Source organism: Mesorhizobium sp. M2A.F.Ca.ET.043.02.1.1 (assembly GCF_003952405.1).
Taxonomy (GTDB): Bacteria; Pseudomonadota; Alphaproteobacteria; order Rhizobiales; family Rhizobiaceae; genus Mesorhizobium.
Genome location: NZ_CP034445.1, coordinates 6,511,976 through 6,535,643 on the forward strand (window position 1 = coordinate 6,511,976; position 23,668 = coordinate 6,535,643).

Annotated in this window: 23 protein-coding genes; 19 read left to right on the plus strand and 4 right to left on the minus strand. The window is 63.9% G+C overall.

Annotation, left to right across the window (positions count from 1 at the left end; translation table 11 throughout):
* Positions 1 to 39 precede the first annotated feature (39 nt).
* Complete coding sequence (locus EJ068_RS31510) at positions 40 to 405, plus strand: PRC-barrel domain-containing protein (protein WP_126082771.1); 366 nt, start codon at positions 40 to 42, stop codon at positions 403 to 405.
* Between the two features lie 65 nt (positions 406 to 470).
* On the opposite strand, the gene EJ068_RS33785 is transcribed toward EJ068_RS31510, so the two are convergent.
* Positions 471 to 593: a hypothetical protein gene (locus tag EJ068_RS33785; protein WP_280952541.1), complete on the minus strand. Its 123-nt coding sequence runs from the start codon at positions 591 to 593 to the stop codon at positions 471 to 473.
* 200 nt (positions 594 to 793) lie between these two features.
* Here EJ068_RS33785 and eno point away from each other — a divergent pair, with 200 nt between their 5' ends.
* From eno to EJ068_RS31560, 10 genes are all read left to right on the plus strand, one after another.
* Positions 794 to 2,068: a phosphopyruvate hydratase gene (gene eno / locus EJ068_RS31515; RefSeq protein WP_127253541.1), complete on the plus strand. Its 1,275-nt coding sequence runs from the start codon at positions 794 to 796 to the stop codon at positions 2,066 to 2,068.
* 156 nt (positions 2,069 to 2,224) lie between these two features.
* The gene (locus EJ068_RS31520; RefSeq protein WP_127253540.1) at positions 2,225 to 2,548 is read left to right on the plus strand and encodes a septum formation initiator family protein; all 324 of its coding nucleotides are present in this window, start codon (positions 2,225 to 2,227) and stop codon (positions 2,546 to 2,548) included.
* A 176-nt stretch (positions 2,549 to 2,724) separates the two neighbouring features.
* Positions 2,725 to 3,780, plus strand: coding sequence for a pyruvate dehydrogenase (acetyl-transferring) E1 component subunit alpha (gene pdhA / locus EJ068_RS31525; RefSeq protein WP_127253539.1), 1,056 nt, complete (start codon positions 2,725 to 2,727; stop codon positions 3,778 to 3,780).
* Positions 3,781 to 3,795: 15 nt separating this feature from the next.
* Complete coding sequence (locus EJ068_RS31530) at positions 3,796 to 5,187, plus strand: pyruvate dehydrogenase complex E1 component subunit beta (RefSeq protein ID WP_127253538.1); 1,392 nt, start codon at positions 3,796 to 3,798, stop codon at positions 5,185 to 5,187.
* A gap of 18 nt (positions 5,188 to 5,205) precedes the next feature.
* A complete protein-coding gene (locus EJ068_RS31535; RefSeq protein WP_129554976.1) occupies positions 5,206 to 6,582 on the plus strand; it encodes a pyruvate dehydrogenase complex dihydrolipoamide acetyltransferase in 1,377 nt (458 codons plus the stop codon).
* Between the two features lie 116 nt (positions 6,583 to 6,698).
* The gene (locus EJ068_RS31540; protein WP_127253048.1) at positions 6,699 to 7,337 is read left to right on the plus strand and encodes an SGNH/GDSL hydrolase family protein; all 639 of its coding nucleotides are present in this window, start codon (positions 6,699 to 6,701) and stop codon (positions 7,335 to 7,337) included.
* 28 nt (positions 7,338 to 7,365) lie between these two features.
* Complete coding sequence (lpdA, locus tag EJ068_RS31545; RefSeq protein WP_127253050.1) at positions 7,366 to 8,814, plus strand: dihydrolipoyl dehydrogenase; 1,449 nt, start codon at positions 7,366 to 7,368, stop codon at positions 8,812 to 8,814.
* A gap of 174 nt (positions 8,815 to 8,988) precedes the next feature.
* A complete protein-coding gene (locus EJ068_RS31550) occupies positions 8,989 to 9,246 on the plus strand; it encodes a GlsB/YeaQ/YmgE family stress response membrane protein (protein WP_042642286.1) in 258 nt (85 codons plus the stop codon).
* Between the two features lie 146 nt (positions 9,247 to 9,392).
* Positions 9,393 to 10,358, plus strand: a complete 966-nt coding sequence (lipA, locus tag EJ068_RS31555; RefSeq protein ID WP_127253052.1) for a lipoyl synthase — start codon at positions 9,393 to 9,395, stop codon at positions 10,356 to 10,358.
* Positions 10,359 to 10,364: 6 nt separating this feature from the next.
* Positions 10,365 to 10,820 (plus strand): type II toxin-antitoxin system RatA family toxin, encoded by a 456-nt coding sequence (locus tag EJ068_RS31560; protein ID WP_127253054.1) that lies wholly within the window; start codon positions 10,365 to 10,367, stop codon positions 10,818 to 10,820.
* Here EJ068_RS31560 and EJ068_RS31565 read toward each other — a convergent pair.
* Positions 10,817 to 11,305: a CinA family protein gene (locus EJ068_RS31565; RefSeq protein ID WP_127253056.1), complete on the minus strand. Its 489-nt coding sequence runs from the start codon at positions 11,303 to 11,305 to the stop codon at positions 10,817 to 10,819. The two genes, EJ068_RS31560 and EJ068_RS31565, sit on opposite strands and share 4 nt — an antisense overlap.
* The gene (locus tag EJ068_RS31570; protein ID WP_127253058.1) at positions 11,302 to 12,531 is read right to left on the minus strand and encodes a bifunctional 2-C-methyl-D-erythritol 4-phosphate cytidylyltransferase/2-C-methyl-D-erythritol 2,4-cyclodiphosphate synthase; all 1,230 of its coding nucleotides are present in this window, start codon (positions 12,529 to 12,531) and stop codon (positions 11,302 to 11,304) included. Before EJ068_RS31570 ends, EJ068_RS31565 begins: the two co-directional genes overlap by 4 nt.
* A gap of 140 nt (positions 12,532 to 12,671) precedes the next feature.
* Here EJ068_RS31570 and dusB point away from each other — a divergent pair, with 140 nt between their 5' ends.
* From dusB to hflX, 8 genes are all read left to right on the plus strand, one after another.
* A complete protein-coding gene (dusB, locus tag EJ068_RS31575) occupies positions 12,672 to 13,700 on the plus strand; it encodes a tRNA dihydrouridine synthase DusB (protein WP_127253060.1) in 1,029 nt (342 codons plus the stop codon).
* Positions 13,697 to 14,833 (plus strand): nitrogen regulation protein NR(II), encoded by a 1,137-nt coding sequence (locus tag EJ068_RS31580; protein ID WP_127253062.1) that lies wholly within the window; start codon positions 13,697 to 13,699, stop codon positions 14,831 to 14,833. The genes dusB and EJ068_RS31580 overlap by 4 nt, the downstream gene beginning before the upstream one ends.
* Complete coding sequence (gene ntrC / locus EJ068_RS31585) at positions 14,830 to 16,290, plus strand: nitrogen regulation protein NR(I) (protein WP_042642300.1); 1,461 nt, start codon at positions 14,830 to 14,832, stop codon at positions 16,288 to 16,290. Before EJ068_RS31580 ends, ntrC begins: the two co-directional genes overlap by 4 nt.
* Before the next feature lie 127 nt (positions 16,291 to 16,417).
* On the plus strand, positions 16,418 to 18,709 hold the full coding sequence (locus EJ068_RS31590; RefSeq protein WP_128298257.1) for a PAS domain-containing sensor histidine kinase: 2,292 nt from the start codon (positions 16,418 to 16,420) through the stop codon (positions 18,707 to 18,709).
* Positions 18,699 to 20,060, plus strand: coding sequence for a sigma-54 dependent transcriptional regulator (locus EJ068_RS31595; protein WP_042642304.1), 1,362 nt, complete (start codon positions 18,699 to 18,701; stop codon positions 20,058 to 20,060). The genes EJ068_RS31590 and EJ068_RS31595 overlap by 11 nt, the downstream gene beginning before the upstream one ends.
* An 80-nt stretch (positions 20,061 to 20,140) precedes the next feature.
* Positions 20,141 to 21,004: a D-amino-acid transaminase gene (locus EJ068_RS31600; RefSeq protein ID WP_127253365.1), complete on the plus strand. Its 864-nt coding sequence runs from the start codon at positions 20,141 to 20,143 to the stop codon at positions 21,002 to 21,004.
* 142 nt (positions 21,005 to 21,146) lie between these two features.
* Complete coding sequence (hfq, locus tag EJ068_RS31605; RefSeq protein WP_006202172.1) at positions 21,147 to 21,392, plus strand: RNA chaperone Hfq; 246 nt, start codon at positions 21,147 to 21,149, stop codon at positions 21,390 to 21,392.
* The gene (hflX, locus tag EJ068_RS31610; protein WP_127253366.1) at positions 21,393 to 22,781 is read left to right on the plus strand and encodes a GTPase HflX; all 1,389 of its coding nucleotides are present in this window, start codon (positions 21,393 to 21,395) and stop codon (positions 22,779 to 22,781) included.
* Between the two features lie 8 nt (positions 22,782 to 22,789).
* Here the strand turns inward: hflX and mazG are convergent, their stop codons facing one another.
* Positions 22,790 to 23,614 (minus strand): nucleoside triphosphate pyrophosphohydrolase, encoded by an 825-nt coding sequence (gene mazG, locus EJ068_RS31615; protein WP_127253367.1) that lies wholly within the window; start codon positions 23,612 to 23,614, stop codon positions 22,790 to 22,792.
* Positions 23,615 to 23,668 lie beyond the last annotated feature (54 nt).

The following is a 23,668-nucleotide window of genomic DNA, read 5'->3' on the forward strand; positions in this document are numbered from 1 at the left end:
CATTGTCAATGCAGGCATTCAATCGAGAGGAGCACCACCATGACCACCCCGTCCGGGCACACCGAAGCCATTGCCGCCTCGCGCGTCATCGGCACGTCTGTCTACAACACCGAAGGCAAGAGCATCGGCAGTATCGAGGACGTGATGCTCGACAAGATGTCGAACGGCATCATGTTCGCCGTGATCGGCTTCGGCGGCTTCCTTGGCATGGGCGAGAAGTACCACGCCATCCCGTGGGCGACGCTTGACTATGACGAGGATCAAGGCGGCTACGTCGTCCCGTTCACCAAGGAGCAGTTGCAGGCCGCGCCCGCCTATTCGATCGAGGAACTGACCGGCGCTGACGGCGAGGCCGCTCGCGATGCTTCATTCCAGTATTATCACGTGAAGCCCTATTGGCATTGACCGCTAGATAGGTGCACTGAAAGCCAAAGGCCCCCGGGCAAAACCCGGGGGCCTTTGGCGTTGAACTACTGCGCCGCTTGGAGCGTCGACAATTCCACCGAGCTCTGCTGCGGTTTCTGGTCGTCGCACGACGTCAGGAACGCCGCCGCGATCAGGAACAAACTCACGATACCGCTCAACTGGGACATGGCGAAACTCCTCCTGTTTCGCCCCGCGCGAACGCGACCATAGACGAGAAGGCCACGCGATGCGCATGACTTATGATGACAGAAATTTGCGCTTCGTGAATCCGGCCCGCGGCAATAATTGCGGGCGCGCCGATTGCCTTTTGCGCCGCTTTGGCTAAGAGGGGCGCGACGCTTCAATCGATCAATCGGGGACATCGCAAATGACCGCCATCATCGACATTGTCGGGCGTGAAATCCTGGACAGCCGTGGCAATCCGACCGTCGAGGTCGACGTGGTGCTGGAGGACGGCTCGATGGGCCGCGCCGCGGTGCCATCGGGCGCATCGACCGGCGCGCATGAGGCGGTCGAGCTGCGCGACGGCGGGCCGCGTTATCTCGGCAAGGGCGTCCAGCGCGCCGTCGAAGCGGTGAACGGCGAGCTGTTCGAGGCGATCGGCGGCATGGAAGCCGAGAACCAGATCCATATCGACCAGACGATGATCGAGCTCGACGGCACCCCGAACAAAAGCCGCCTCGGCGCCAACGCCATCCTCGGCGTCTCGCTGGCGGTCGCCAAAGCCGCGGCCGAAGCCGCCGGCCTGCCGCTCTACCGCTATCTCGGCGGCGCCAAGGCGCATATCCTGCCGGTGCCGATGATGAACATCATCAATGGCGGCGCCCATGCCGACAACCCGATCGACTTCCAGGAGTTCATGATCCTGCCGGTCGGCGCGCCGACGCTGCGCGACGGCGTGCGCTGGGGCTCGGAGATCTTCCACACGCTGCGCAAGAAGCTGAAGGATGCCGGCCACAACACCAATGTCGGCGACGAGGGCGGCTTCGCCCCGAACCTGAAGAGCGCGCCGTCGGCGCTCGATTTCATCATGGAATCGATCGAGAAGGCTGGCTTCAAGCCCGGCGAGGATGTCGCGCTTGGCCTCGACTGCGCGGCGACCGAGTTCTTCAAGGACGGCAACTACGTCTATGAGGGCGAGAAGAAGACCCGCGATCCGAAGGCGCAGGCCAAGTACCTGGCCAAGCTCGCTTCCGACTATCCGATCATCACCATCGAGGACGGCCTTGCCGAGGACGACTGGGAAGGCTGGAAGTATTTGACCGACCTGATCGGCAAGAAGACCCAGCTCGTCGGCGACGACCTCTTCGTCACCAACACGGCGCGGCTGCGCGATGGCATCCGCATGGGCGTCGCCAATTCGATCCTGGTCAAGGTCAACCAGATCGGCTCGCTGACCGAGACGCTCGACGCGGTCGAGACCGCGCACAAGGCCGGCTACACCGCCGTAATGTCGCACCGTTCGGGCGAGACCGAGGATTCGACCATTGCCGACCTCGCGGTCGCCACCAATTGCGGACAGATCAAGACCGGCTCGCTGTCGCGTTCGGACCGCATGGCCAAGTACAACCAGCTCATCCGCATCGAGGAAGAGCTCGGCAAGCAGGCGCGTTACGCCGGCAAGTCGGTGTTCAAGGGCTGATCCAGCCCATCCTGGCGATCTCCAAAAGGGCGGGGCATTCCCGCCCTTTTCGTTTCCAGCGGCCCCGCACCTGGTCGCCCGTAACCGTCCATTAAGCACAATCGGGCGAAATACGACTCATGGCCGCTTGCGTTCGCGGCCGCGAGGGTTCGGGTCATGTGGACACGTCAGCACAAGCAGAGAAACACCGGCAGACTGATCATCCCTTCGCTCTGCGTGCTGTTCCTGGCCTATTTCGGCTTCCATGCCTATCACGGCGAGTTCGGCATCTATTCCAAGTACCGGCTCGAGGCCCGGGCGGCCGAACTGCAGGCGCAGCTTGATGCCGTGAAGGCGCGCCGGGTCGATTTCGAGCGCCGTGTCCAGCTGATGCATGAAGGCACGCTGGAAAAGGATATGCTTGACGAGCAGGCCCGAAAGGCGCTCAATTTGTCTCAGCCCGACGAAATCACCATCATGCTGCCCTCCGCGACGAGATAACCGAATTTCGGTTAATCGCCGTTATTTTCAATGATTCTAATCGCTTAGATGCATGCCAGCCATGCATTTTTCAGCATGGCGCAATGCATCCTTGCATGTTAGCCTCGCGCAAATCGGTGGGGAGACTTTTCGATCTCCCTGAATGTCCGCAAAGAGACGCCAACAGGGAGTGACGCATGGCCACCGCCGCCAAAAAAGCGCCCGCCAAATCCAGATCCGACAACAAATCCAGATCCGACAAGCAGCCCAATCTGTCAGCACCCAAGCCTGCTGATTTCACCAAGGAGGAAGAGCTCTCCGCCTACCGGCATATGCTCTTGATCCGCCGCTTCGAGGAGAAGGCCGGCCAGCTTTACGGCATGGGCTTCATCGGCGGCTTCTGCCATCTCTATATCGGCCAGGAAGCCGTCGTCACCGGCATGAAGATGGCGCTGGTCGAAGGCGACCAGATGATCACCGCCTATCGCGACCACGGCCACATGCTGGCGATGGAGCTTTCGCCGCGCGGCGTCATGGCCGAGCTCACCGGGCGCCGCGGCGGCCTGTCGAAGGGCAAAGGCGGCTCCATGCACATGTTCTCCAAGGAGAAGCATTTCTATGGCGGCCACGGCATCGTCGGTGCCCAGGTGTCGCTCGGCACCGGTCTCGCCTTCGCCAACCGCTACCGCGACAATAAGAACGTTTCGCTGACTTATTTCGGCGACGGCGCCGCCAACCAGGGCCAGGTCTATGAGAGCTTCAACATGGCCTCGCTGTGGAAGCTGCCGGTGATCTACATCATCGAGAACAACCGCTACGCCATGGGCACGTCGGTGTCGCGCTCGTCGGCAGAGACCGACTTCTCGCATCGCGGCGCTTCCTTCAAGATCCCCGGCATCCAGGTCGACGGCATGGACGTCCGCGCCGTGAAGTCGGCCGCCGACATCGCCACCGAATGGTGCCGCGCCGGCAACGGCCCGCTTATCCTCGAAATGCAGACCTACCGCTATCGCGGCCATTCGATGTCCGACCCGGCGAAGTACCGCTCTAAGGAGGAGGTGCAGAAGATGCGCTCCGAGCACGACCCGATCGAGCAGGTTCGGGTGCGGCTGCTCGACAAGAAGTGGGCAAGCGAGGACGAGCTCAAGGCCATCGACAAGGAAGTTCGCGACATCGTCGCCGACGCCGCCGAATTCGCCCAGAACGACGCCGAGCCGGATCCGTCCGAGCTCTGGACCGACATCGTACTCTAAGGGGAGGGCAAGGACATGCCGATCGAAATTCTCATGCCCGCGCTCTCACCGACGATGGAAGAGGGCAATCTTTCCAAATGGTTGAAGAACGAGGGCGACAAGGTCGTCGCCGGTGACGTGATCGCCGAGATCGAGACCGACAAGGCGACGATGGAGGTCGAAGCCGTCGACGAAGGCACGCTGGCCAAGATCGTCGTTCCCGCCGGCACCGAAGGCGTCAAGGTCAATGCGGTGATCGCCGTGCTCGCGGTCGACGGCGAAGACGTCGACAAGGCCGGCGAAGGCATCGGCGAGGAAGAACCTGCCAAGACTGAAGCCGCGCCTGCGCCGACGCCCGCTGCCGCCAAGAGCGAGGCCCCGGCCCCTGTCGCCGCCGCGCCGAAGACGGAAGTAGTGGCCGACCCGGACATTCCCGCCGGCACCGAAATGGCTTCCACCACGGTGCGCGAGGCGCTCCGCGACGCCATGGCCGAGGAAATGCGCCGCGACGGCGACGTCTTCGTCATGGGCGAGGAGGTCGCCGAATACCAGGGCGCCTACAAGATCACGCAAGGCCTGCTGCAGGAATTCGGGCCACGGCGCGTGGTTGATACCCCGATCACCGAGCACGGCTTTGCCGGCGTCGGCGTGGGTGCGGCGATGGCCGGCCTGAAGCCGATCGTCGAGTTCATGACCTTCAACTTCGCCATGCAGGCGATCGACCAGATCATCAACTCGGCCGCCAAGACGCTCTATATGTCCGGCGGCCAGATGGGCGCGCCGATCGTCTTCCGCGGCCCGAACGGCGCTGCCGCCCGCGTCGCCGCGCAGCACTCGCAATGCTATGCCGCCTGGTACAGCCATATCCCCGGCCTCAAGGTCGTGATGCCCTACACGGCGGCCGACGCCAAGGGCCTGCTCAAGGCAGCGATCCGCGATCCGAACCCGGTCATCTTCCTCGAGAACGAGATCCTCTACGGCCATTCCTTCGATGTGCCGAAGCTCGACGATTTCGTGCTGCCGATCGGCAAGGCCCGCATCCACAAGCAGGGCAAGGACGTCACCCTCGTCTCCTTCGGCATCGGCATGACCTATGCGGTCAAGGCGGAGGCCGAGCTGCGCGGCATGGGCATCGATGCCGAGATCATCGATCTCAGGACCATCCGGCCGCTCGACTTCGACACGATCATCGCCTCGGTGAAGAAGACCAACCGTCTCGTGGTGGTGGAAGAAGGTTTTCCGCAGAACTCGGTCGGCGACCATATCGCCAACCAGGTCTCGCAGCGCGCCTTCGACTTCCTCGACGCGCCGGTGATCACCATCGCCGGCAAGGACGTGCCGATGCCTTATGCGGCGAACCTCGAAAAGCTGGCGCTGCCCAATGTCGGCGAGGTCGTCGAGGCCGTCAAAGCCGTGACCTATCGCTAAGCCGGTCGGGAGGACATCATGCCAATCAACATCACCATGCCGGCTCTCTCTCCGACGATGGAAGAGGGCAATTTGTCGAAATGGCTGGTCAAGGAAGGCGACAAGGTTTCGCCGGGCGACGTGATCGCCGAGATCGAAACCGACAAGGCGACGATGGAAGTCGAAGCCGTCGATGAAGGCACGGTCGCCAAGCTGGTGGTTCCGGCCGGCACCGAAGGCGTCAAGGTCAACGCGCTGATCGCCATCCTGGCCGGCGAGGGCGAGGATGCCGGCGCCGCAGCCAAGAGCGGTGGCAGCGCCGCGCCAAAGGCCGAAGCGCCGAAAGCGGACGCTCCGAAGGCCGAAGCCCCCAAGGAAGCACCCAAGCCGGCAGCAGCGGCCGCGGCGCCTGCGCCGGCGAAGGCCGAGCCCGCTCCCGTCGCCAACGGCCACGCCGCCGGCGACCGCGTCTTCGCGTCGCCGCTGGCTCGCCGCATCGCCAAGGATGCGGGCGTGGATGTTTCCGCCGTGACCGGCACCGGCCCGCATGGCCGCGTCGTCAAGGCCGATGTCGAAGCGGCGATCTCTTCCGGCGGCGCCAAGGCGGCGCCTGCCGCGAAAGCGCCGGCCGGCGCTCCGTCCGCTCCGGCGCCGGCACCCAAGCCGATGTCGGACGACCAGGTGCTGAAGCTGTTCGCCGAAGGCTCCTACGAGCTCGTCCCGCATGACAACATGCGCAAGACCATCGCGCGCCGCCTGGTCGAGGCGAAGTCCACCATCCCGCATTTCTATCTGACGCTGGACTGCGAGCTCGATGCGCTGCTTGCGTTGCGCACGCAGTTGAATGCCTCAGCACCCATGAGGAAGACCGACAAGGGCGAGGTTCCTGCCTACAAGCTCTCCGTCAACGATATGGTGATCAAGGCGATGGCGATGGCGCTGATGGCGGTGCCGGATGCGAACGCCTCCTGGACCGAGAACGCCATGGTCAAGCACAAGCACGCCGATGTCGGCGTCGCCGTGTCGATCCCCGGCGGCCTGATCACGCCGATCATCCGGCATGCGGATGAAAAGACGCTGTCGGTCATCTCCAACGAGATGAAGGATCTCGCGAGCCGCGCCAGGAGCCGCAAGCTGAAGCCCGAAGAATATCAGGGCGGCACGACGGCGGTATCCAATCTCGGCATGTTCGGCATCAAGGACTTTGCCGCCGTCATCAACCCGCCGCATGCGACGATCCTGGCCGTCGGCGCGGGCGAGGAGCGGGCGGTGGTGAAGAAGGGCGAGATCAAGATAGCCACGGTGATGTCAGTGACGCTTTCGACCGACCACCGCGCGGTCGACGGCGCGCTCGGCGCCGAACTGCTCGGCGCCTTCAAGCGCATGATCGAAAACCCGATGGGCATGCTGGTGTAGGACGGGAAAAGGCGGTGCGGAAATTCTTCACCGGCCTTTTCGCCCTGTTCTTTCCGTCGGGCGGATCGCGCGCTGGCGGCCTGGTCGACCTTTGACGGCAGGGGTGTGGCAAAAGCATGAAGACGATTCTCTGCTACGGCGACTCTCTCACCTGGGGCTATGACGCCGCCAGCCTCGGGCGCCATGCGCTGCAGGACCGCTGGCCGAGCGTGCTCGGGGCCGAGCTCGGCGACGATATCCAGATCATCGCCGAAGGCCTTAACGGCCGCACCACGGCCTTCGACGACCATCTGGCCGGCGCGGACCGCAATGGCGCCCGTGTGCTGCCGACGATCCTGACCAGCCATTCGCCGCTCGACCTGATCATCATCATGCTTGGCGCCAACGACATGAAGCCATGGATCCACGGCAATCCGGTCGCAGCCAAACAGGGCATCCAGCGCCTGATCGACATCGTGCGCGGCCATGACTATCCGTTCGACTGGCCCGCACCGCAGATCCTCATCGTCGCGCCGCCGGTGGTGACGCGCACCGACAATGCCGAATTCAAGGAAATGTTCGCCGGCGGCGACGACGCCTCCAAGCGTCTGGCGCCGCAATATTCAGCACTGGCCGACGAGGCCAGCTGCGGCTTCTTCGACGCCGGCACGGTGGCCGTCACCACGCCGCTCGACGGCGTCCACCTCGATGCCGAGAACACGCGCAACATCGGCAAGGCGCTGGCGCCGCTCGTGCGCGTGATGCTCTCATTCTAGCCTTCAGAAAGATCAGGGAGAAAACCCCGTGGCTGAATCCTACGACGTCATCATCATCGGCTCAGGCCCCGGCGGCTATGTTACGGCGGTGCGTTCCGCCCAGCTCGGCTTCAAGACGGCGATCGTCGAGCGCGAGCATCTGGGTGGCATCTGCCTCAACTGGGGCTGCATCCCGACCAAGGCGCTGCTGCGCTCGGCCGAGATCATGCATTATTCGGATCACCTGAAGGATTACGGGCTTAAGCTCGAGGGCGGCAAGGTCAGCGCCGACACGGCCGCCGTGGTCGACCGTTCGCGAAAAGTGTCGCTCAGGCTGAACACCGGCGTCGGCTTCCTGATGAAGAAGAACAAGGTCGACGTCATCTGGGGCGAGGCCAAGCTGTCCAAGCCAGGCGAGGTCGTCGTTTCGAAGACGGCGAAGAAGGCGATGGAACCGCAGCCGCCGGTGCCGAAAGGCGTCAAGGGCGAGGGCACCTATACCGCCAAGCACATTATTCTCGCGACCGGCGCCCGGCCGCGCGCGCTGCCCGGCATCGAGCCGGACGGCAAGCTGATCTGGACCTATTTCGAGGCGATGGTGCCGAAGGAAATGCCGAAGTCGCTGCTGGTGATGGGCTCAGGCGCCATCGGCATCGAGTTCGCTTCCTTCTACCGCACCATGGGCGCGGACGTGACGGTGGTCGAGCTGCTGCCGCAGGTCATGCCCGTCGAGGACGCCGAAGTCTCGAAATTCGCGCAGAAGCAATTCGAGAAGCAGGGGATGAAGATCATCCTCGAAGCCAAGGTGACCAAGGTCGAAAAGGGCGCCAACTCGGTCACGGCGCATGTCGAGATGAAGGACGGCAAGGTCGAGAAGATCACCGCCGACCGCATGATCTCGGCCGTCGGAGTGCAGGGCAACATCGAAAACCTGGGCCTCGAGACGCTCGGCGTGAAGACGGACCGCGGCTGCGTGGTCGTCGACGGCTATGGCAAGACCAATGTGCCCGGCGTCTACGCCATCGGCGACGTCGCCGGCCCGCCGATGCTCGCCCACAAGGCCGAGCATGAAGGCGTCGTCTGCATCGAGAAGATCGCCAATTTCCCGGGCGTGCACGCGATCGACAAGCTGAAGATCCCCGGCTGCACCTATTGCAACCCGCAGGTGGCCTCCGTCGGCCTGACCGAGGCGAAGGCCAAAGCGGAAGGCAAGGATATTCGCGTCGGCCGCTTCCCCTTCAGCGCCAACGGCAAGGCCATCGCGCTCGGCGAGGACCAGGGCTTCGTCAAGACCATCTTCGACAAGAAGACCGGCCAGCTTCTCGGCGCGCACATGGTCGGCGCCGAGGTGACGGAGCTCATCCAGGGTTTTGTCGTGGCGATGAACCTGGAGACGACCGAGGAAGAGCTGATGCACACGATCTTCCCGCATCCGACGCTGTCGGAGATGATGAAGGAGAGCGTGCTCGACGCCTATGGCCGCGCTTTGAACGCATGACAAATCACCGCCCGGCGACAGATCACCAATCGGTGATAGATCGCCGATCGGTGATAGACGGCCGATCCGTGCTAGATTGGTCAGGCGAGACTCACACGCGGCAGCCGGAGATAGCTGACGGCAAGGCGGTTCGTATCCGGATGCATTTTCACCTGATCGAGGAGGAACTGGCACATGCATTTGAATGGCGTCGGCTGGATCGCAGCCATCATCGTCGGCGGCTTGGCGGGCTGGCTCGCCGAGATGGTCATGAAGAGCAACACCGGCATTTTCATGAACATCATCATGGGCATCGTCGGCGCGATCGTGCTGAACGCGATCCTGCAGGCTCTCAACATCCAGTCGTTCGGCGTCGGCTGGGTCGCCTATCTGATCACCGGCTTCATCGGCGCCTGCCTGCTGATCTTCGTCGGGCGGCTCGTTCGCCGGTAAGGCGCGCGAATGCGTCGCTGAACGAAGCCTGCTATGCGAAAACGGCCGTGGCGGCATGCGCCGCCCCGGCCTTTTTCTTTGCCGCGAAAAGTCCTAGATGACGAAAGACAGGCGGCTGGCGAAATCGCGGCCGCGAAGGGTTTGAGATGGTCACAGTCGTAGACACGATCGCCAACCGGCCGCGCCCGCGGCATCCCGAGAAGGCGCACCGGCCCGACCAGGAGGTGCTGCGCAAGCCCGACTGGATCCGTGTCAAGGCGCCGGTTTCCAAGGGCTATTCCGAGACGCGCGAGATCGTGAAGTCGCACAAGTTGGTGACGGTATGCGAGGAGGCCGGCTGCCCGAACATCGGCGAATGCTGGGACAAGAAGCACGCCACCTTCATGATCATGGGCGAGATCTGCACGCGCGCCTGCGCCTTCTGCAATGTTGCGACCGGCATTCCGACCGCCCTTGACCCGGACGAGCCCGCGCGCGTCGCCGACGCCGTCAAGCAGATGGGTCTGAGCCATGTCGTCATCACCTCGGTCGATCGCGACGACCTGGCAGACGGCGGCGCGCAGCATTTCGCAGACGTCATCCGCGCCATCCGCGCGGCGACGCCCTCGACGACGATCGAGATCCTGACGCCCGACTTCCTGCGCAAGGACGGCGCGCTGGAGATCGTCGTTGCCGCCAAGCCCGACGTCTTCAACCACAATCTCGAAACCGTTCCGTCCAACTACCTGACCGTCCGTCCGGGCGCACGTTACTTTCACTCGATCCGGCTCTTGCAGCGCGTGAAAGAACTCGACCCGTCGATCTTCACCAAATCCGGCATCATGGTCGGCCTCGGCGAGGAGCGGAACGAAGTGCTGCAGCTGATGGACGATCTGCGTTCGGCCAATGTCGACTTCATGACCATCGGCCAGTACCTGCAGCCCTCGAAGAAGCACCATCCGGTGATCCGCTTCATCCCGCCGGACGAGTTCAAGTCCTACGAGACGATCGGCAAGACCAAGGGTTTCCTGCTCGTGGCATCGAGCCCGCTGACGCGTTCCTCGCATCATGCCGGCGAGGATTTCGCCAGGCTGCGCGCGGCGCGCGAGGCGCAGCTCGCGAAGGCCAGCTGACTTTCAATGCCGAAATTCGAGGCGACACGCCGCGTCGCGCATACACCGCAAGAGATGTTCGCGCTGGTGGCGGACATCGAGGCCTACCCGCAATTCCTGCCGCTCTGTGAATCGCTCACCGTGCGCTCGCGCAAGGAGCGGGACGGCCGCACCATCCTGGTTGCCGACATGAGCATCGGCTACAAGGCGATCCGCGAGACCTTCACGACACAGGTCCTGCTGAAACCCGATGAGAACGCAATCGACGTCAAATACATCGACGGGCCGTTCAAATATCTCAGCAACATCTGGCGCTTCGATCCCGCCGACGGCGGCTGTGAGGTGCATTTCTTCATCGACTACGAATTCAAGAGCCGCATTCTCGGCGCGCTGATGGGCACCATGTTTGACCGCGCCTTCCGCATGTTCTCGGAAGCCTTCGAGAAGCGCGCCGACGTCATCTATGGAGGGAAGCAGGCCTAACGCTCGCCAAGCGCCCGCAACCCGAGCTGCAGCGCGTGACGCACCGTCTCGTGCCGGATGAATTCGCGGCCCTTCTGGCCGAACAATTGCTGTTCGGTGGCAACCGGCTGTCCGGCCAATGCAATCCCGAACCAGACAAGGCCCACCGGCTTGTCCGCCGAGCCGCCGCTGGGACCGGCAATGCCGGTGACGGCGAGCGACAGGCTTGCCCGTGAATGCGCCAGCGCTCCCGCGGCCATCTCCAGCACCGTCTCGCGCGAGACAGCGCCATGCGCGTCGAGCGTGGCGGCGGAGACGCCGAGCATCTCCATCTTGGCCTCGTTGGAATAGGTGATGAAGCCGCGATCGACCACGGCGGAGGATCCGGCAATGTCGGTCAGCGCGGCGATGATCAGGCCGCCGGTGCAGCTTTCGGCCGTCGCCAGCATGATGCCGCGCTGCTGGCAGGCCTGGAGCAGGGCGTTTGCAAGTTCAGCGTTGCTCATGCCGGCACCTCTCCCGGATAGACGACGCTGGCCGTGGCGATCGCCGCGATGCCTTCGCCGCGCCCGACAAAGCCGAGCTTCTCGTTGGTCGTCGCCTTGATCGAAATGCGCTCGGGTGCAATGCCGAGCACGGCCGAAAGCGCCTGCGTCATCGCCGCGCGATGCGGGCCGACGCGCGGCGCCTCGCAGATCAGCGTGATGTCGGCATTGGCGATGCGGCCGCCGCGCTCGCGCACCAGCTTGGCCGCGTGCTCGACGAAGATCTTCGAGGCCGCACCCTTCCATTGCGGGTCCGATGGCGGGAAATGCGTGCCGATGTCGCCGGCGCCGCAGGTGGCAAGCAGCGCGTCGGTCAGCGCATGCAGCCCGACATCGGCATCCGAATGGCCGGAGAGCTTGCGGTCATAGGGAATGGCGACGCCGCAGAGCGTGACATGGTCGCCGGGCTCGAACGCATGCACATCGTAGCCATTGCCGGTCCGAATATCGGGGAAGCGCTGCTGCGCGCTGGAGAGCCGCTCGTCGGCCAATGCAATGTCCCTTGCCCAGGTGAGTTTGACGTTGTCTGGCGATCCGGGAACGATCTTGACCGGTATCTGCGCCCATTCGGCGATCGCCGCGTCGTCGGTGAATTCCGTCTTGCCCAGATGATGCGCCTTCTCATGCGCCGCAAGCAGCGGCCAGAACGGAAAACCCTGCGGCGTCTGCGCCGCATGAAGGCCGGCCCTCGACACCGTCTCGTCGATCATGCCGGTGGCCGATTCCCGCTTCAGCGTATCGGCGACGGGCAGTGCCGGCAGGGCGCCGTGGCGCTCCCCGATGGCCTCGATGGTGCGATCGATCAGCCCGGCATCGACGAACGGGCGCACGGCGTCATGCACAAGCACCTTTTCGGGTGCCTGGTCCCTCAGCGCGAGGAGGCCGAGCCGGACGGAGGCCTGGCGCGACGGGCCGCCGATAACAGTGATGAGACGTTCGGCGTGTGCCCCCGCGGCGCGTTGCAACAGCTCGGCATCGTCGGCGTGGATGGCGACAACAACCGGGCCGATCAACGGATGCGAAAGAAAGATATCCAGAGTATGGGCGATAACGGCACGGCCGCCGATGCGCTGATATTGCTTCGGACCGTCGGCCTGACCGGCGCGCGCGCCACGGCCGGCGGCCACGATCACCACTCCGATCCCGCCGCCTGGGGACGCCGCTTGCTTTTCGCTTGCCTCGCTCATTCCGATCGGTCCTAGTCGGGGTGATGGCCGAAGGCCAGCATTTTCCAAAATGCGCCTTAATGTGACGTCATTGCGCGTTGCACAACGCCACACTTCTGGCTAGAGAATGTGCAACGATCGAACATGCTTGGTTTTTGTGCATGGCTGAACTGACCACATTGGCATCGCCCCTCGATGTCGGCGGGGTAAAAATCCGCAATCGGGTTTTCCTCGCGCCGATGTCGGGCATCACCGACGAGCCGTTCCGGCTGCGCGCCCACGCGCATGGCGCGGGGCTGGTCGTGTCGGAAATGGTGGCGAGCGGCGAACTGGCCAAGGGCAGGGCGGGCTGCGACCTGCGTATACGTCATTCCGGCCTGCCGGTACATATGGTGCAGCTGGCCGGCCGTGAGGCCGCCCATATGGGCGAGGGCGCGCGAATCGCGGCGGGCGAGGGCGCCGATATCATCGACATTAACATGGGCTGCCCGGCGAAGAAGGTGACCGGCGGTTATGCCGGTTCGGCGCTGATGCGCGACCTCGATCATGCGCTGTCCCTGATCGAGGCGGTGGTCGGCGCCGTCTCGGTGCCGGTGACGGTCAAGATGCGGCTGGGCTGGGACGAAAGCGCTCTCAACGCTCCGATGCTGGCGCGGCGCGCCGAACAGGCCGGCGTCAGCATGGTGACCGTGCATGGCCGCACGCGCTGTCAGTTCTACCAGGGCAGGGCCGACTGGCGCGCCATCGCGCGCGTCAAGCAAGCCGTGTCAATTCCCGTGGTGGCGAACGGGGATGTCGGCTCGCCTGAGGAAGCAACGGCGATCCTCGATCAATCCGGCGCCGACGCGGTGATGATCGGCCGCGCGCATTATGGCGCGCCATGGATCGCCGGCGGTATTGCGACGGCCGCGGGCGGCGCAAAGACACAGGGCATTCCACTGACGCCGCAAGAGTTAACCGATTACGTCGTCTCGCATTACGACGACATGCTCGCGCTCTACGGCGTCGAAAGCGGCCTGCGCCAGGCGCGCAAGCATCTCGGCTGGTATCTTGACCGCCATGCTCCAGGTGTTCGCGCCGAGCAGCGCAAACGTATCCTCACATCGTTCGAACCGGCGGAGATCGTCGCCGAATTGCGCCGCGTATTCACCGACAGCTTGCCGTTGGACAGCCTGCGGAGCGCTGCATGAAGGCCAATGCCCCGCAGCAGGTGGCGGACGCCGCCAACATCGTGCTCAACACCATCCGCCGCCCGGTGATCATGGTCGATCCCGACGGCTTCATCACTTTTGCCAACGCGGATGCCGAGGATTTCTTCCGCTCCAGCGCGACCATGCTTGCCCGCAACACGCTGTCCAAGCTGGTGCCCTTCGGAAGCCCGCTGCTGACGCTGGTCGACCAGGTGCGCGAGCGCCGTGCGCCGGTCAACGAATACCGCGTCGACGTCTCGTCGCCGCGCCTCGGCATCGAGAAGATGGTCGATCTCTATGTCGCTCCTGTGCCGGAGTTTCCGGGTTCCGTCGTCGTGATGTTCCAGGAACGGTCGATGGCCGACAAGATCGACCGCCAGATGACGCATCGCGGTGCTGCGCGCTCCGTCACCGGCCTGGCCGCCATGCTGGCGCACGAGATCAAGAACCCGCTCTCCGGCATCAGGGGCGCGGCCCAGTTGCTCGAACTCTCGGCTTCCGACGAGGACCGGGCGCTCACCCGCCTGATCACGGACGAAACCGACCGCATCGTCTCGCTGGTCGACCGTATGGAAGTGTTTTCCGACGAGCGGCCGATCGAGCGCTATCCCGTCAACATTCACGTCGTTCTCGACCACGTGAAGGCGATCGCTAAGAACGGTTTTGCTAGGCGAATCAAGATCTTGGAGGAATATGATCCATCACTGCCTCCGGTCTTCGCCAACCGCGACCAGCTGATCCAGGTCTTCCTCAACCTGGTCAAGAATGCCGCCGAGGCGATTGGATCGGATCCGCAGGGGGAGATCGTGCTGTCGACGGCATTTCGTCCCGGCATCCGCGTTTCCGTACCTGGAACGCAGGACCGCGTCTCGCTGCCGCTGGAATTCTGCGTGCATGACAACGGTCCCGGCGTATCGGAAGACATCCTGCCGATCCTGTTCGATCCGTTCATCACCACCAAGCCGAATGGTTCCGGCCTCGGGCTGGCGCTGGTCGCCAAGATCGTCGGCGAGCATGGTGGCATCATCGAATGCGATTCGACCGCGCGGGGCACCACGTTCCGCGTCCTGATGCCGGCCTGGAAGGAGACTTCGCCCGGCTCAGGCGCTGAAGCAGAAGGAGACCGCAAATGAGCGTTCGCGGCAATATTCTGGTCGCCGACGACGATGCGGCCATCCGCACCGTGCTCAACCAGGCGCTGTCGCGCGTCGGCCACGAGGTGCGCGTCACCTCGAACGCCTCGACCCTGTGGCGCTGGGTGGCGGCTGGCGAAGGCGATCTCGTCATCACCGATGTGGTGATGCCGGACGAAAACGCCTTCGACATGCTGCCGCGCATCAAGAAGGCGCGGCCCGAGCTGCCGGTCATCGTCATGAGCGCCCAGAACACCTTCATGACCGCCATCCGCGCCTCCGAAACGGGCGCCTATGAATATCTGCCGAAGCCGTTCGACCTCACCGAGCTGCTCAACATCGTCAACCGGGCGCTGTCCGAGCCGAAGCGGCCGAAGCTCGACGCCCGCGCCGAAGACCAGCCGGAAACGATGCCGCTGGTCGGCCGCTCCGCCGCCATGCAGGACATCTACCGCATGCTGGCACGCATGATGCAGACCGATCTCACGGTCATGATCAGCGGCGAGTCCGGCACCGGCAAGGAGCTGGTGGCGCGCGCGCTGCACGAATATGGCCGCCGCCGCGGCGGCCCGTTCGTGGCCATCAACATGGCGGCGATCCCGCGCGACCTCATCGAATCGGAACTGTTCGGCCACGAGAAGGGCGCCTTCACCGGCGCGCAGAACCGTTCCAGCGGCCGCTTCGAGCAGGCGGAGGGCGGCACGCTGTTCCTCGACGAGATCGGCGATATGCCGATGGAAGCGCAGACCCGGCTGCTTCGCGTCCTGCAGCAGGGTGAATACACGACGGTCGGCGGACGCACGCCGATCAAGACCGACGTGCGCATCGTCGCGGCCACCAACAAGGACCTGCGCACGCTGATCAATCAGGGCCTCTTCCGCGAAGACCTGTTCTATCGCCTTAATGTTGTGCCGCTGAGGCTGCCGGCGCTGCGCGAGCGTTCCGAGGACATTCCCGACCTGGTGCGGCACTTCTTCAAGCAGGGCGCCAGCGAGGGCCTGCAGACCAAGCGGATTTCGTCCGGCGGCATCGAGCTCATGAAGCGCTATCCCTGGCCGGGCAATGTGCGCGAGCTGGAAAACCTGGTGCGCCGGCTGGCCGCCCTCTACTCGCAGGACGAGATTTCGTCGGAAATCATCGAGTCTGAGCTCAAGACCGGCGAGAGGCCAGTCGTGCCGGACGGCGGCGCGCTCATTCCCGACGATCTGTCGATCGGCCAGGCGGTCGAGCATTTCCTGCAGCGCTATTTCGCCTCCTTCGCCGGCGAATTACCCCCGTCGGGGCTTTACCAGCGCATTCTCGCCGAGGTCGAATATCCGCTGGTGCTGGCCTCGATGACGGCGACGCGCGGCAACCAGATCAAGGCGGCGGAGCTTTTGGGGCTCAACCGCAACACGCTGCGCAAGAAGATCCGCGAGCTTGGCGTCAACGTATACAAGTCGTCCAGGCAGCCATAGCGCAGCCTCGTGCTTGCAATAATTGGCGAATTGACGGGGGAAAGATTTCGTCCTCGGCCACACTTGTTGCATAATCGCCACAATGCGTTGCATACATCCGACGCAATGACCGACTCTGTACCGCGATATGGCAGCTGAGGCTCCGACCCTGAACCAACCGCTTTTCAGCCAGGCTGGCACACGTGACGGCCGACGGCTGCTGGCGCTGCCCGGCGTGGTGGCCATCGCCGGCGCGGTGATCACGGCGGCAATCTCGTTTGCTATCCTGGTCGGCGCAACGCCGATCGCGCCGACCGCCGACACGACCTGGGCCCTGGTCGCGGCCAATGCCGTCTTCGTTCTGTTCCTGATCGCGCTGATCGCCCGCGAGGTGCGCCGCATCGTCCTGGCGCGGCGCCACGGCAGGGCCGCCTCGCGGCTTCATGTGCGCATCGTCGCGATGTTCGCGCTGGTTGCCGCAATCCCGGCCATCATGGTGGCGATCATCGCCTCGATCACGCTCGACATCGGCCTTGACCGCTGGTTCGAGATCCGCACCAAGACGATCGTCAACTCGTCCCTGTCGATCGCCGACGCCTATGTGCAGGAGAACGCGCGCAACCTGCAGGGCACGACATTGTCGATGGCATACGATCTCGATGCCTCGCGCACGCTCTACGGCCTCGACCGTAGTGGTTTCCTCGATCTGTTGAACAAGGAAGCCGTTGGCCGCGGACTGGCGCACGCCGCCCTGATCAATCCTGACGGCTCGTTCGTCATGAAAGCCAAGACCGACGCCGACTTCGCCATGCCTGAACCGCCGGCGGGCGCAGTCGACACCGCGGCGGCCGGCAAGCCGGTGCTGATCGAGCCGCGCACCCGCAACATCATGGGCGCCATCATCAAGCTGCGCGAGATCGAAGGGCTTTACCTCTATACGATCCGGCTGGTCGATCCCGACGTCATCAAGGCGCGCCAGATCGTCAAGGGCAACACCGATGAATACCGCAATCTGGAGGACAACCGGCGGACCTCGCAGGTCGCCTTTGCATTGCCTTACCTGTCGCTCACGCTGATCATTATCCTGTCGGCGATCTGGACCGGCATCGCCGTTGCCGACCGGATCGTGCGGCCGATCCGTCAGTTGATCGGCGCCGCCGACGAGGTGGCCACCGGCAATCTCGACGTCGCCGTGCCCGTGCGCCAGTCCGACGGCGACGTCGCCTCGCTCGGCGACACCTTCAACAACATGATCCTCGAGCTCAAATCGCAGCGCAACGAGCTCCTTTCGGCCAAGGATCTGATCGACGAGCGCCGGCGTTTCTCCGAGGCGGTGCTGGCCGGCGTCACCGCCGGCGTCATCGGCGTCGATCCCTACGGCATCATCACCATCGTCAATCGCTCGGCCGAAACCATGCTGGCGATTTCGGCAAGTGCGACGCTCGGCCAGAACCTTTCGGCGGTCCTGCCCCTTGTCGGCCGGGTCTTCGAGATCGGACGCCAGTCGGGCAAGCCGGTCTACCGCGAGCAGGTGACCTTCTTCCGCGCCGGCCTGGAGCGCACCTTCAACGTCCAGGTCACCGTCGAGTCCAGCGACGACGGCGAGGAAGAGAAATCCTACGTGGTCACGGTCGACGACATCACCGATCTCGTCCAGGCGCAGCGCTCTTCGGCCTGGGCGGATGTGGCGCGGCGAATCGCGCATGAGATCAAGAACCCGCTGACGCCGATCCAGCTCTCGGCCGAGCGCATCAGGCGCCGCTACGGCAAGGTCATCACCGAGGATCGCGAGGTCTTCGACCAGTGCACCGATACCATCATCCGCCAGGTCGAGGACATCGGCCGCATGGTCGACGAATTCTCGGCCTTCGCCCGCATGCCGAAGCCGGAGATGAAGGCGATCGACCTGCGTGAGTCGCTGCGCGAGGCCTCCTTCCTGGTCGAGGTCAGCCGCCCCGACATCGCCTTCGATCGCGATTTCGGCAGCGAGCCGTTGAAGGGCACTTTCGACAGCCGCCTGATGGCGCAGGCCTTCGGCAACGTCATCAAGAACGCCGCCGAGGCGATCGATGGACTTGATCCGGCGGATCGTTCGGACGGCACAATCCGGATTCAAGCCGGGCGCCAAGATGGCGCCATACGAATCGACGTTATCGACAACGGCAAGGGGCTGCCGCGCGAGAATCGCCAAAGGCTTCTCGAGCCCTATATGACGACGCGCGAGAAGGGGACCGGGCTCGGCCTCGCTATCGTCAAGAAGATCGTGGAGGACCATGGCGGCCGTCTCGAATTGCACGACGCGCCAGCGGATTTCCATGGTGGCCGGGGCGCGATGATCTCGATCATCCTGCCGCCGGCGACGGTCGTAGCCGCGCCGCCACGCGGTGAAGGTCGAAACGAACACGAACGAGAAACTGAAAAGGTCGGTAATGGCGTCTGACATTCTCATCGTCGATGACGAGGAAGACATCCGCGAACTTGTCGCCGGTATCCTGAGCGACGAGGGTCATGAAACCCGTACGGCGCATGACGCCGACAGCGCGCTTGCGGCGATCGCCGACCGCGCGCCGCGGCTGATTTTCCTCGACATCTGGCTGCAGGGCTCGCGCCTCGACGGCCTGGCGCTGCTCGACGAGATCAAGACCATGCACCCGAACATGCCGGTCGTGATGATCTCCGGCCATGGCAACATCGAAACGGCGGTGTCGGCCATCCGGCGCGGTGCCTACGACTTCATCGAGAAGCCGTTCAAGGCCGATCGCCTCATCCTGATCGCCGAGCGCGCTCTGGAGACGTCCAAGCTGCGGCGCGAGGTCTCCGACCTCAAGCAGCGCAGCGGCGAGACCTTCGACCTGATCGGCATGTCGTCGGCCATGAGCCAGCTGCGGCAGACAATCGAGCGCGTCGCGCCGACCAACAGCCGCGTCATGATCGTCGGCCCGTCCGGCTCCGGCAAGGAGCTGACGGCGCGCGCCATCCACGCCCTGTCGTCGCGCAAGGCCGGCCCGTTCGTGACGCTGAGCGCGGCCACCATCACGCCCGAGCGCATGGAGATCGAACTGTTCGGCACCGAATCGAACGGCACCGAGCGCAAGGTCGGTGCGCTGGAGGAAGCGCATCGCGGCATCCTCTATATCGACGAAGTCGCCGACATGCCGCGCGAAACGCAAAACAAGATCCTGCGCGTGCTGGTCGAGCAGCAGTTCGAGCGGGTAGGCGGCACCAAGCGCGTCAAGGTCGATGTCCGCATCATCTCCTCCACCTCGCAAAACCTGGAGGCGATGATCGCCGACGGCCGCTTCCGCGAGGACCTCTACCACCGCTTGGCGGTGGTTCCGGTCATGGTGCCCGGGCTCGCCGAGCGGCGCGAGGACATTCCCTATCTCGTCGACAATTTCATGAAGCAGATCGCACGCCAGGCCGGCATCAAGCCGCGCCGCATCGGCGACGATGCGCTGGCCGTGCTGCAGGCGCATAACTGGCCGGGCAACGTTCGCCAGCTGCGCAACAATGTCGAGCGGTTGATGATCCTGGCGCGAGGGGAAAATCCCGATGCTCCGATCACCGCCGACCTTCTGCCTTCCGAGATCGGCGACGTGATGCCACGCACGCCCAATCAGTCGGACCAACACATAATGGCGCTGCCGCTGCGCGAGGCACGCGAGCAGTTCGAGAAGGACTATCTGATTGCCCAGATCAACCGCTTCGGCGGCAACATCTCGAAAACGGCCGAGTTCATCGGCATGGAGCGTTCGGCCCTTCATCGCAAGCTGAAGTCGCTCGGCGTCTAGACCGGCTTGGCCCACGCGATTGTTTATTACGGCAAAGGCAGAATCGCCTAAGAAAGCCCGATATTTCCCCGAGGATGCCCATGCCGCGCATTGCCTACGTCAACGGGCGCTATGTCGTCCATTCCCAAGCCAGCGTCCATATCGAGGACCGCGGCTACCAGTTCGCCGACGGCGTCTATGAGGTCTGCGAAGTGTCGCGCGGCCATATCGTCGACATGCCGCGCCATCTTGCCCGGCTCAAGCGCTCGCTGAAGGAACTGTCGATCGCCTGGCCGGTATCGGAAGGCGTCTTGTCGCTGCTGCTGCGCGAGGTGGTCAATCGCAACGGCGTGGTCAACGGCCTTGTCTATGTGCAGGTGACGCGCGGCGTCGCCAGCCGCGAGTTCGTTTTTCCGCCGGCAGGCACGAAATCTTCCCTGGTCATAACCGCAAGGAAAGCCGATCCGGCGGCGAATGCGAAGCGGGTGGAGGCCGGCATCAAGGTCATCACCGTGCCTGAGAATCGCTGGGACCGCGTCGACATCAAGAGCACGGGCCTTTTGCCCAATGTGCTTGCCAAGCAGAAAGCCAAGGAAGCCGGCGCCCAGGAAGCCTGGTTCGTCGACGCCGATGGCAACGTCAAGGAAGGCGGCTCGTCAAACGCCTGGATTGTCACAAGGGACGGCGTCCTTGTGACCCGGCCGGCCGAGCACGGCATCCTGCGCGGCATCACCCGCACGACACTTTTCGATGTCGCCGCCAAGCTCGGCCTCAAGATCGAGGAGCGCGGTTTTTCGGTCACTGAGGCCAAGGCTGCCAGGGAGGCGTTTATCAGTTCGGCGACCACAATCGCCATGCCGGTGGTCGAAATCGACGGTGCGCCAATCGCAAATGGCCATCCTGGCTCTATGACACTTTCGTTGCGGCAGGCTTTTTTTGACGTTGCGGAAAAAAGTCCAGCCTGATAACCGCACAACTGGAGTTAACCTCAACTATCTCGTTCTGCTTGCCTTTGTATCGGCAAGAGGGGGTTTGCGCGCTTGACACGTGCCGCGTAATTTGGCGCATTGGCTGCAAACCGAAGGGGATCGGCGAAAGACAAGAAAAATGGCGGAACGATCGCAAAACCTTCAGGACCTGTTCCTGAATTCAGTTCGCAAGAGCAAAAATCCACTTACCATCTTCCTCATCAACGGCGTGAAGCTGACAGGCGTCGTCACTTCGTTCGACAATTTTTGTGTGTTGTTGCGGCGTGACGGGCACTCCCAGCTCGTCTACAAGCACGCCATTTCCACGATCATGCCGAGCCAGCCGGTTCAGATGTTCGATGGCGAGGAAAGCCAGGGCGCCTGATTGGCACGTGATAAGGACGCGGACCGCAGCGTTCGCGGAAAACAAGGACATCAACTCGGGCCGGAAGCCAAGGATCCGACCCGGGCTGTTGTCATTGTGCCGGTGCTTACCCGCCAGCCGCGCGGCGACGAGGAAACCAGCCGTCCGCGTCTGACCCGCTCGGCGGATGCCCGCCATGACGAGGCGGTAGGGCTTGCCAGCGCCATCGACCTCAACCCGGTCCACACCGCGGTGGTGACGGTCGCCGACCCGCGTCCGGCGACGCTGCTCGGCAGCGGCAAGGTGGCCGAGTTCGCCGACATCGTGAAAGAACGCAAGGCGGAACTGGTCATTGTCGACCATCCGCTGACGCCGGTTCAACAGCGCAATCTCGAAAAGGAACTGAATGCCAAGGTGCTCGACCGCACCGGGCTGATCCTCGAGATCTTCGGCGAGCGGGCGCGCACCAAGGAAGGCACGCTGCAGGTCGAGCTCGCGCATCTCAACTACCAGAAGGGTCGGCTGGTGCGCAGCTGGACCCACCTCGAGCGGCAGCGCGGCGGCGCCGGCTTCCTCGGCGGCCCCGGCGAAACCCAGATCGAATCCGACCGCCGCATCCTGCAGGACAAGATCACCAAGCTGAAGCACGAGCTGGAAACGGTGCGGCGCACGCGCGACCTGCACCGCGCCAAGCGCAAGAAGGTGCCTTTTCCGGTGGTGGCGATCGTGGGCTACACCAATGCCGGCAAGTCGACGCTGTTCAACCGGCTGACCGGGGCAGGGGTGCTGGCCGAGGACATGCTGTTCGCCACGCTCGACCCCACCTTGCGGCGCGTGCGGCTGCCGCACGGCACGCCGATCATCCTGTCGGATACGGTCGGCTTCATCTCCGACCTGCCGACGCATCTGGTGGCCGCCTTCCGGGCGACGCTGGAAGAGGTCGTCGAGGCCGATCTGGTGCTGCATCTGCGCGACATCTCCGATCCGGACACGGCGGCCCAGGCTGAGGATGTCGAACGCATCCTTGCCGATCTCGGCGTCGACGCCGCCGACACGAACCGCGTGATCGAGGTCTGGAACAAGATCGACCTGCTCGACGAAGGCAATCGCGAGCGGCTGCTCGCGGAGGGCTTGAGCGGCAAGTCGCCGCCGATCGCGATTTCGGCGGTGACTGGCGAGGGACTGGACACGCTGAAGGCACTCATCGAGACGCGCGTGTCGGGTGAGCTGGAAACGATGACGGTGACGTTGAGCCCGGCCCAGCTCGGCCAGGTCGACTGGCTGTACCGCAACGGCGACATCGTTTCGCGCACTGACAATGAGGACGGCAGCATCACTCTCTCGCTCACGGCCACGCGCAGCGCCCGGCAGGAGATCGAGAGCCGCCTGCATCGCAAGAACGGCAGCTAACCGGCTGATTACTTGGCGCTTTTGGCTTGCTGCCAGAGCGCTTCCATCTCGTCGAGCGTCGCCTTCTCCAGCGAACCGCCCGAAGCCGCCAGGGCCTGCTCGACATAGTGAAAGCGCGAGCGAAACTTTTCATTGGTGCCGCTGAGCGCCGCTTCCGAATCGAGCTTTAGATGGCGGCCGAGATTGACGACGGCAAACAACATGTCGCCGAACTCGTCCTTGATCGGCGCGGCATCGCCTGTGGCAAGCGCTTCGCGCAATTCGCCGATCTCCTCCTCGATCTTGTCGAGGATGGGGGCAGCCTCGCTCCAGTCGAAGCCGACGCGCGCTGCTTTCTCCTGCAGTTTCAGCGCACGCGTCAGGGCGGGGAGCGCGACCGGCACGCTGTCGAGATAACCCTTGCCGTGATCTTCCGGATCGAGCCCGCGCGCGATGCGGGCACTGCGCTTTTCAGCCTTCTCCTCAGCCTTGATCTTCTCCCACATGCCCTTGGCCATGCCCGCGCTGCGCGCCGTCTCGTCGCCGAAGACGTGTGGATGGCGGCGGATCATCTTGGTGGTGATGGCCTCGACGACATCGCCGAAAGCGAACTCGCCGATCTCCTCGGCCATCTGCGCGTGGTAGACGACCTGCAGCAATAGGTCGCCCAGTTCCTCGCGCAGGTCGTCGAAATCGCCGCGCGCGATAGCATCAGCCACTTCATAGGCCTCTTCGAGCGTGTAGGGCGCGATGGTCGAAAAGTTCTGCTCGATATCCCACGGGCAGCCGGTCTTCGGCGCGCGCAACGCCGCCATGATCTCGATCAGCCGGGAAATGTCTTTCGAGGGCTTCATGGATCGAGCCTACCCCGCGGCCGGCGTCCGACCAATCCTGGTCGGAAGCCGAAA

Bases quoted from the DNA above. Each gene is read 5' to 3' on its own strand.
- EJ068_RS31600 (WP_127253365.1), top strand. From the start codon at position 20,141: ATGCCGCGCATTGCCTACGTCAACGGGCGCTATGTCGTCCATTCCCAA.
- lipA (WP_127253052.1), top strand. From the start codon at position 9,393: ATGGTCACAGTCGTAGACACGATCGCCAACCGGCCGCGCCCGCGGCAT.
- EJ068_RS31560 (WP_127253054.1), top strand. From the start codon at position 10,365: ATGCCGAAATTCGAGGCGACACGCCGCGTCGCGCATACACCGCAAGAG.
- EJ068_RS31510 (WP_126082771.1), top strand. From the start codon at position 40: ATGACCACCCCGTCCGGGCACACCGAAGCCATTGCCGCCTCGCGCGTC.
- EJ068_RS31590 (WP_128298257.1), top strand. From the start codon at position 16,418: ATGGCAGCTGAGGCTCCGACCCTGAACCAACCGCTTTTCAGCCAGGCT.
- eno (WP_127253541.1), top strand. From the start codon at position 794: ATGACCGCCATCATCGACATTGTCGGGCGTGAAATCCTGGACAGCCGT.
- EJ068_RS31570 (WP_127253058.1), bottom strand. From the start codon at position 12,531: ATGAGCGAGGCAAGCGAAAAGCAAGCGGCGTCCCCAGGCGGCGGGATC.
- EJ068_RS31540 (WP_127253048.1), top strand. From the start codon at position 6,699: ATGAAGACGATTCTCTGCTACGGCGACTCTCTCACCTGGGGCTATGAC.
- dusB (WP_127253060.1), top strand. From the start codon at position 12,672: ATGGCTGAACTGACCACATTGGCATCGCCCCTCGATGTCGGCGGGGTA.
- ntrC (WP_042642300.1), top strand. From the start codon at position 14,830: ATGAGCGTTCGCGGCAATATTCTGGTCGCCGACGACGATGCGGCCATC.
- EJ068_RS31530 (WP_127253538.1), top strand. From the start codon at position 3,796: ATGCCGATCGAAATTCTCATGCCCGCGCTCTCACCGACGATGGAAGAG.
- mazG (WP_127253367.1), bottom strand. From the start codon at position 23,614: ATGAAGCCCTCGAAAGACATTTCCCGGCTGATCGAGATCATGGCGGCG.
- EJ068_RS31565 (WP_127253056.1), bottom strand. From the start codon at position 11,305: ATGAGCAACGCTGAACTTGCAAACGCCCTGCTCCAGGCCTGCCAGCAG.
- EJ068_RS31520 (WP_127253540.1), top strand. From the start codon at position 2,225: ATGTGGACACGTCAGCACAAGCAGAGAAACACCGGCAGACTGATCATC.
- EJ068_RS31550 (WP_042642286.1), top strand. From the start codon at position 8,989: ATGCATTTGAATGGCGTCGGCTGGATCGCAGCCATCATCGTCGGCGGC.
- pdhA (WP_127253539.1), top strand. From the start codon at position 2,725: ATGGCCACCGCCGCCAAAAAAGCGCCCGCCAAATCCAGATCCGACAAC.
- EJ068_RS31595 (WP_042642304.1), top strand. From the start codon at position 18,699: ATGGCGTCTGACATTCTCATCGTCGATGACGAGGAAGACATCCGCGAA.
- EJ068_RS31535 (WP_129554976.1), top strand. From the start codon at position 5,206: ATGCCAATCAACATCACCATGCCGGCTCTCTCTCCGACGATGGAAGAG.
- hfq (WP_006202172.1), top strand. From the start codon at position 21,147: ATGGCGGAACGATCGCAAAACCTTCAGGACCTGTTCCTGAATTCAGTT.
- EJ068_RS31580 (WP_127253062.1), top strand. From the start codon at position 13,697: ATGAAGGCCAATGCCCCGCAGCAGGTGGCGGACGCCGCCAACATCGTG.
- EJ068_RS33785 (WP_280952541.1), bottom strand. From the start codon at position 593: ATGTCCCAGTTGAGCGGTATCGTGAGTTTGTTCCTGATCGCGGCGGCG.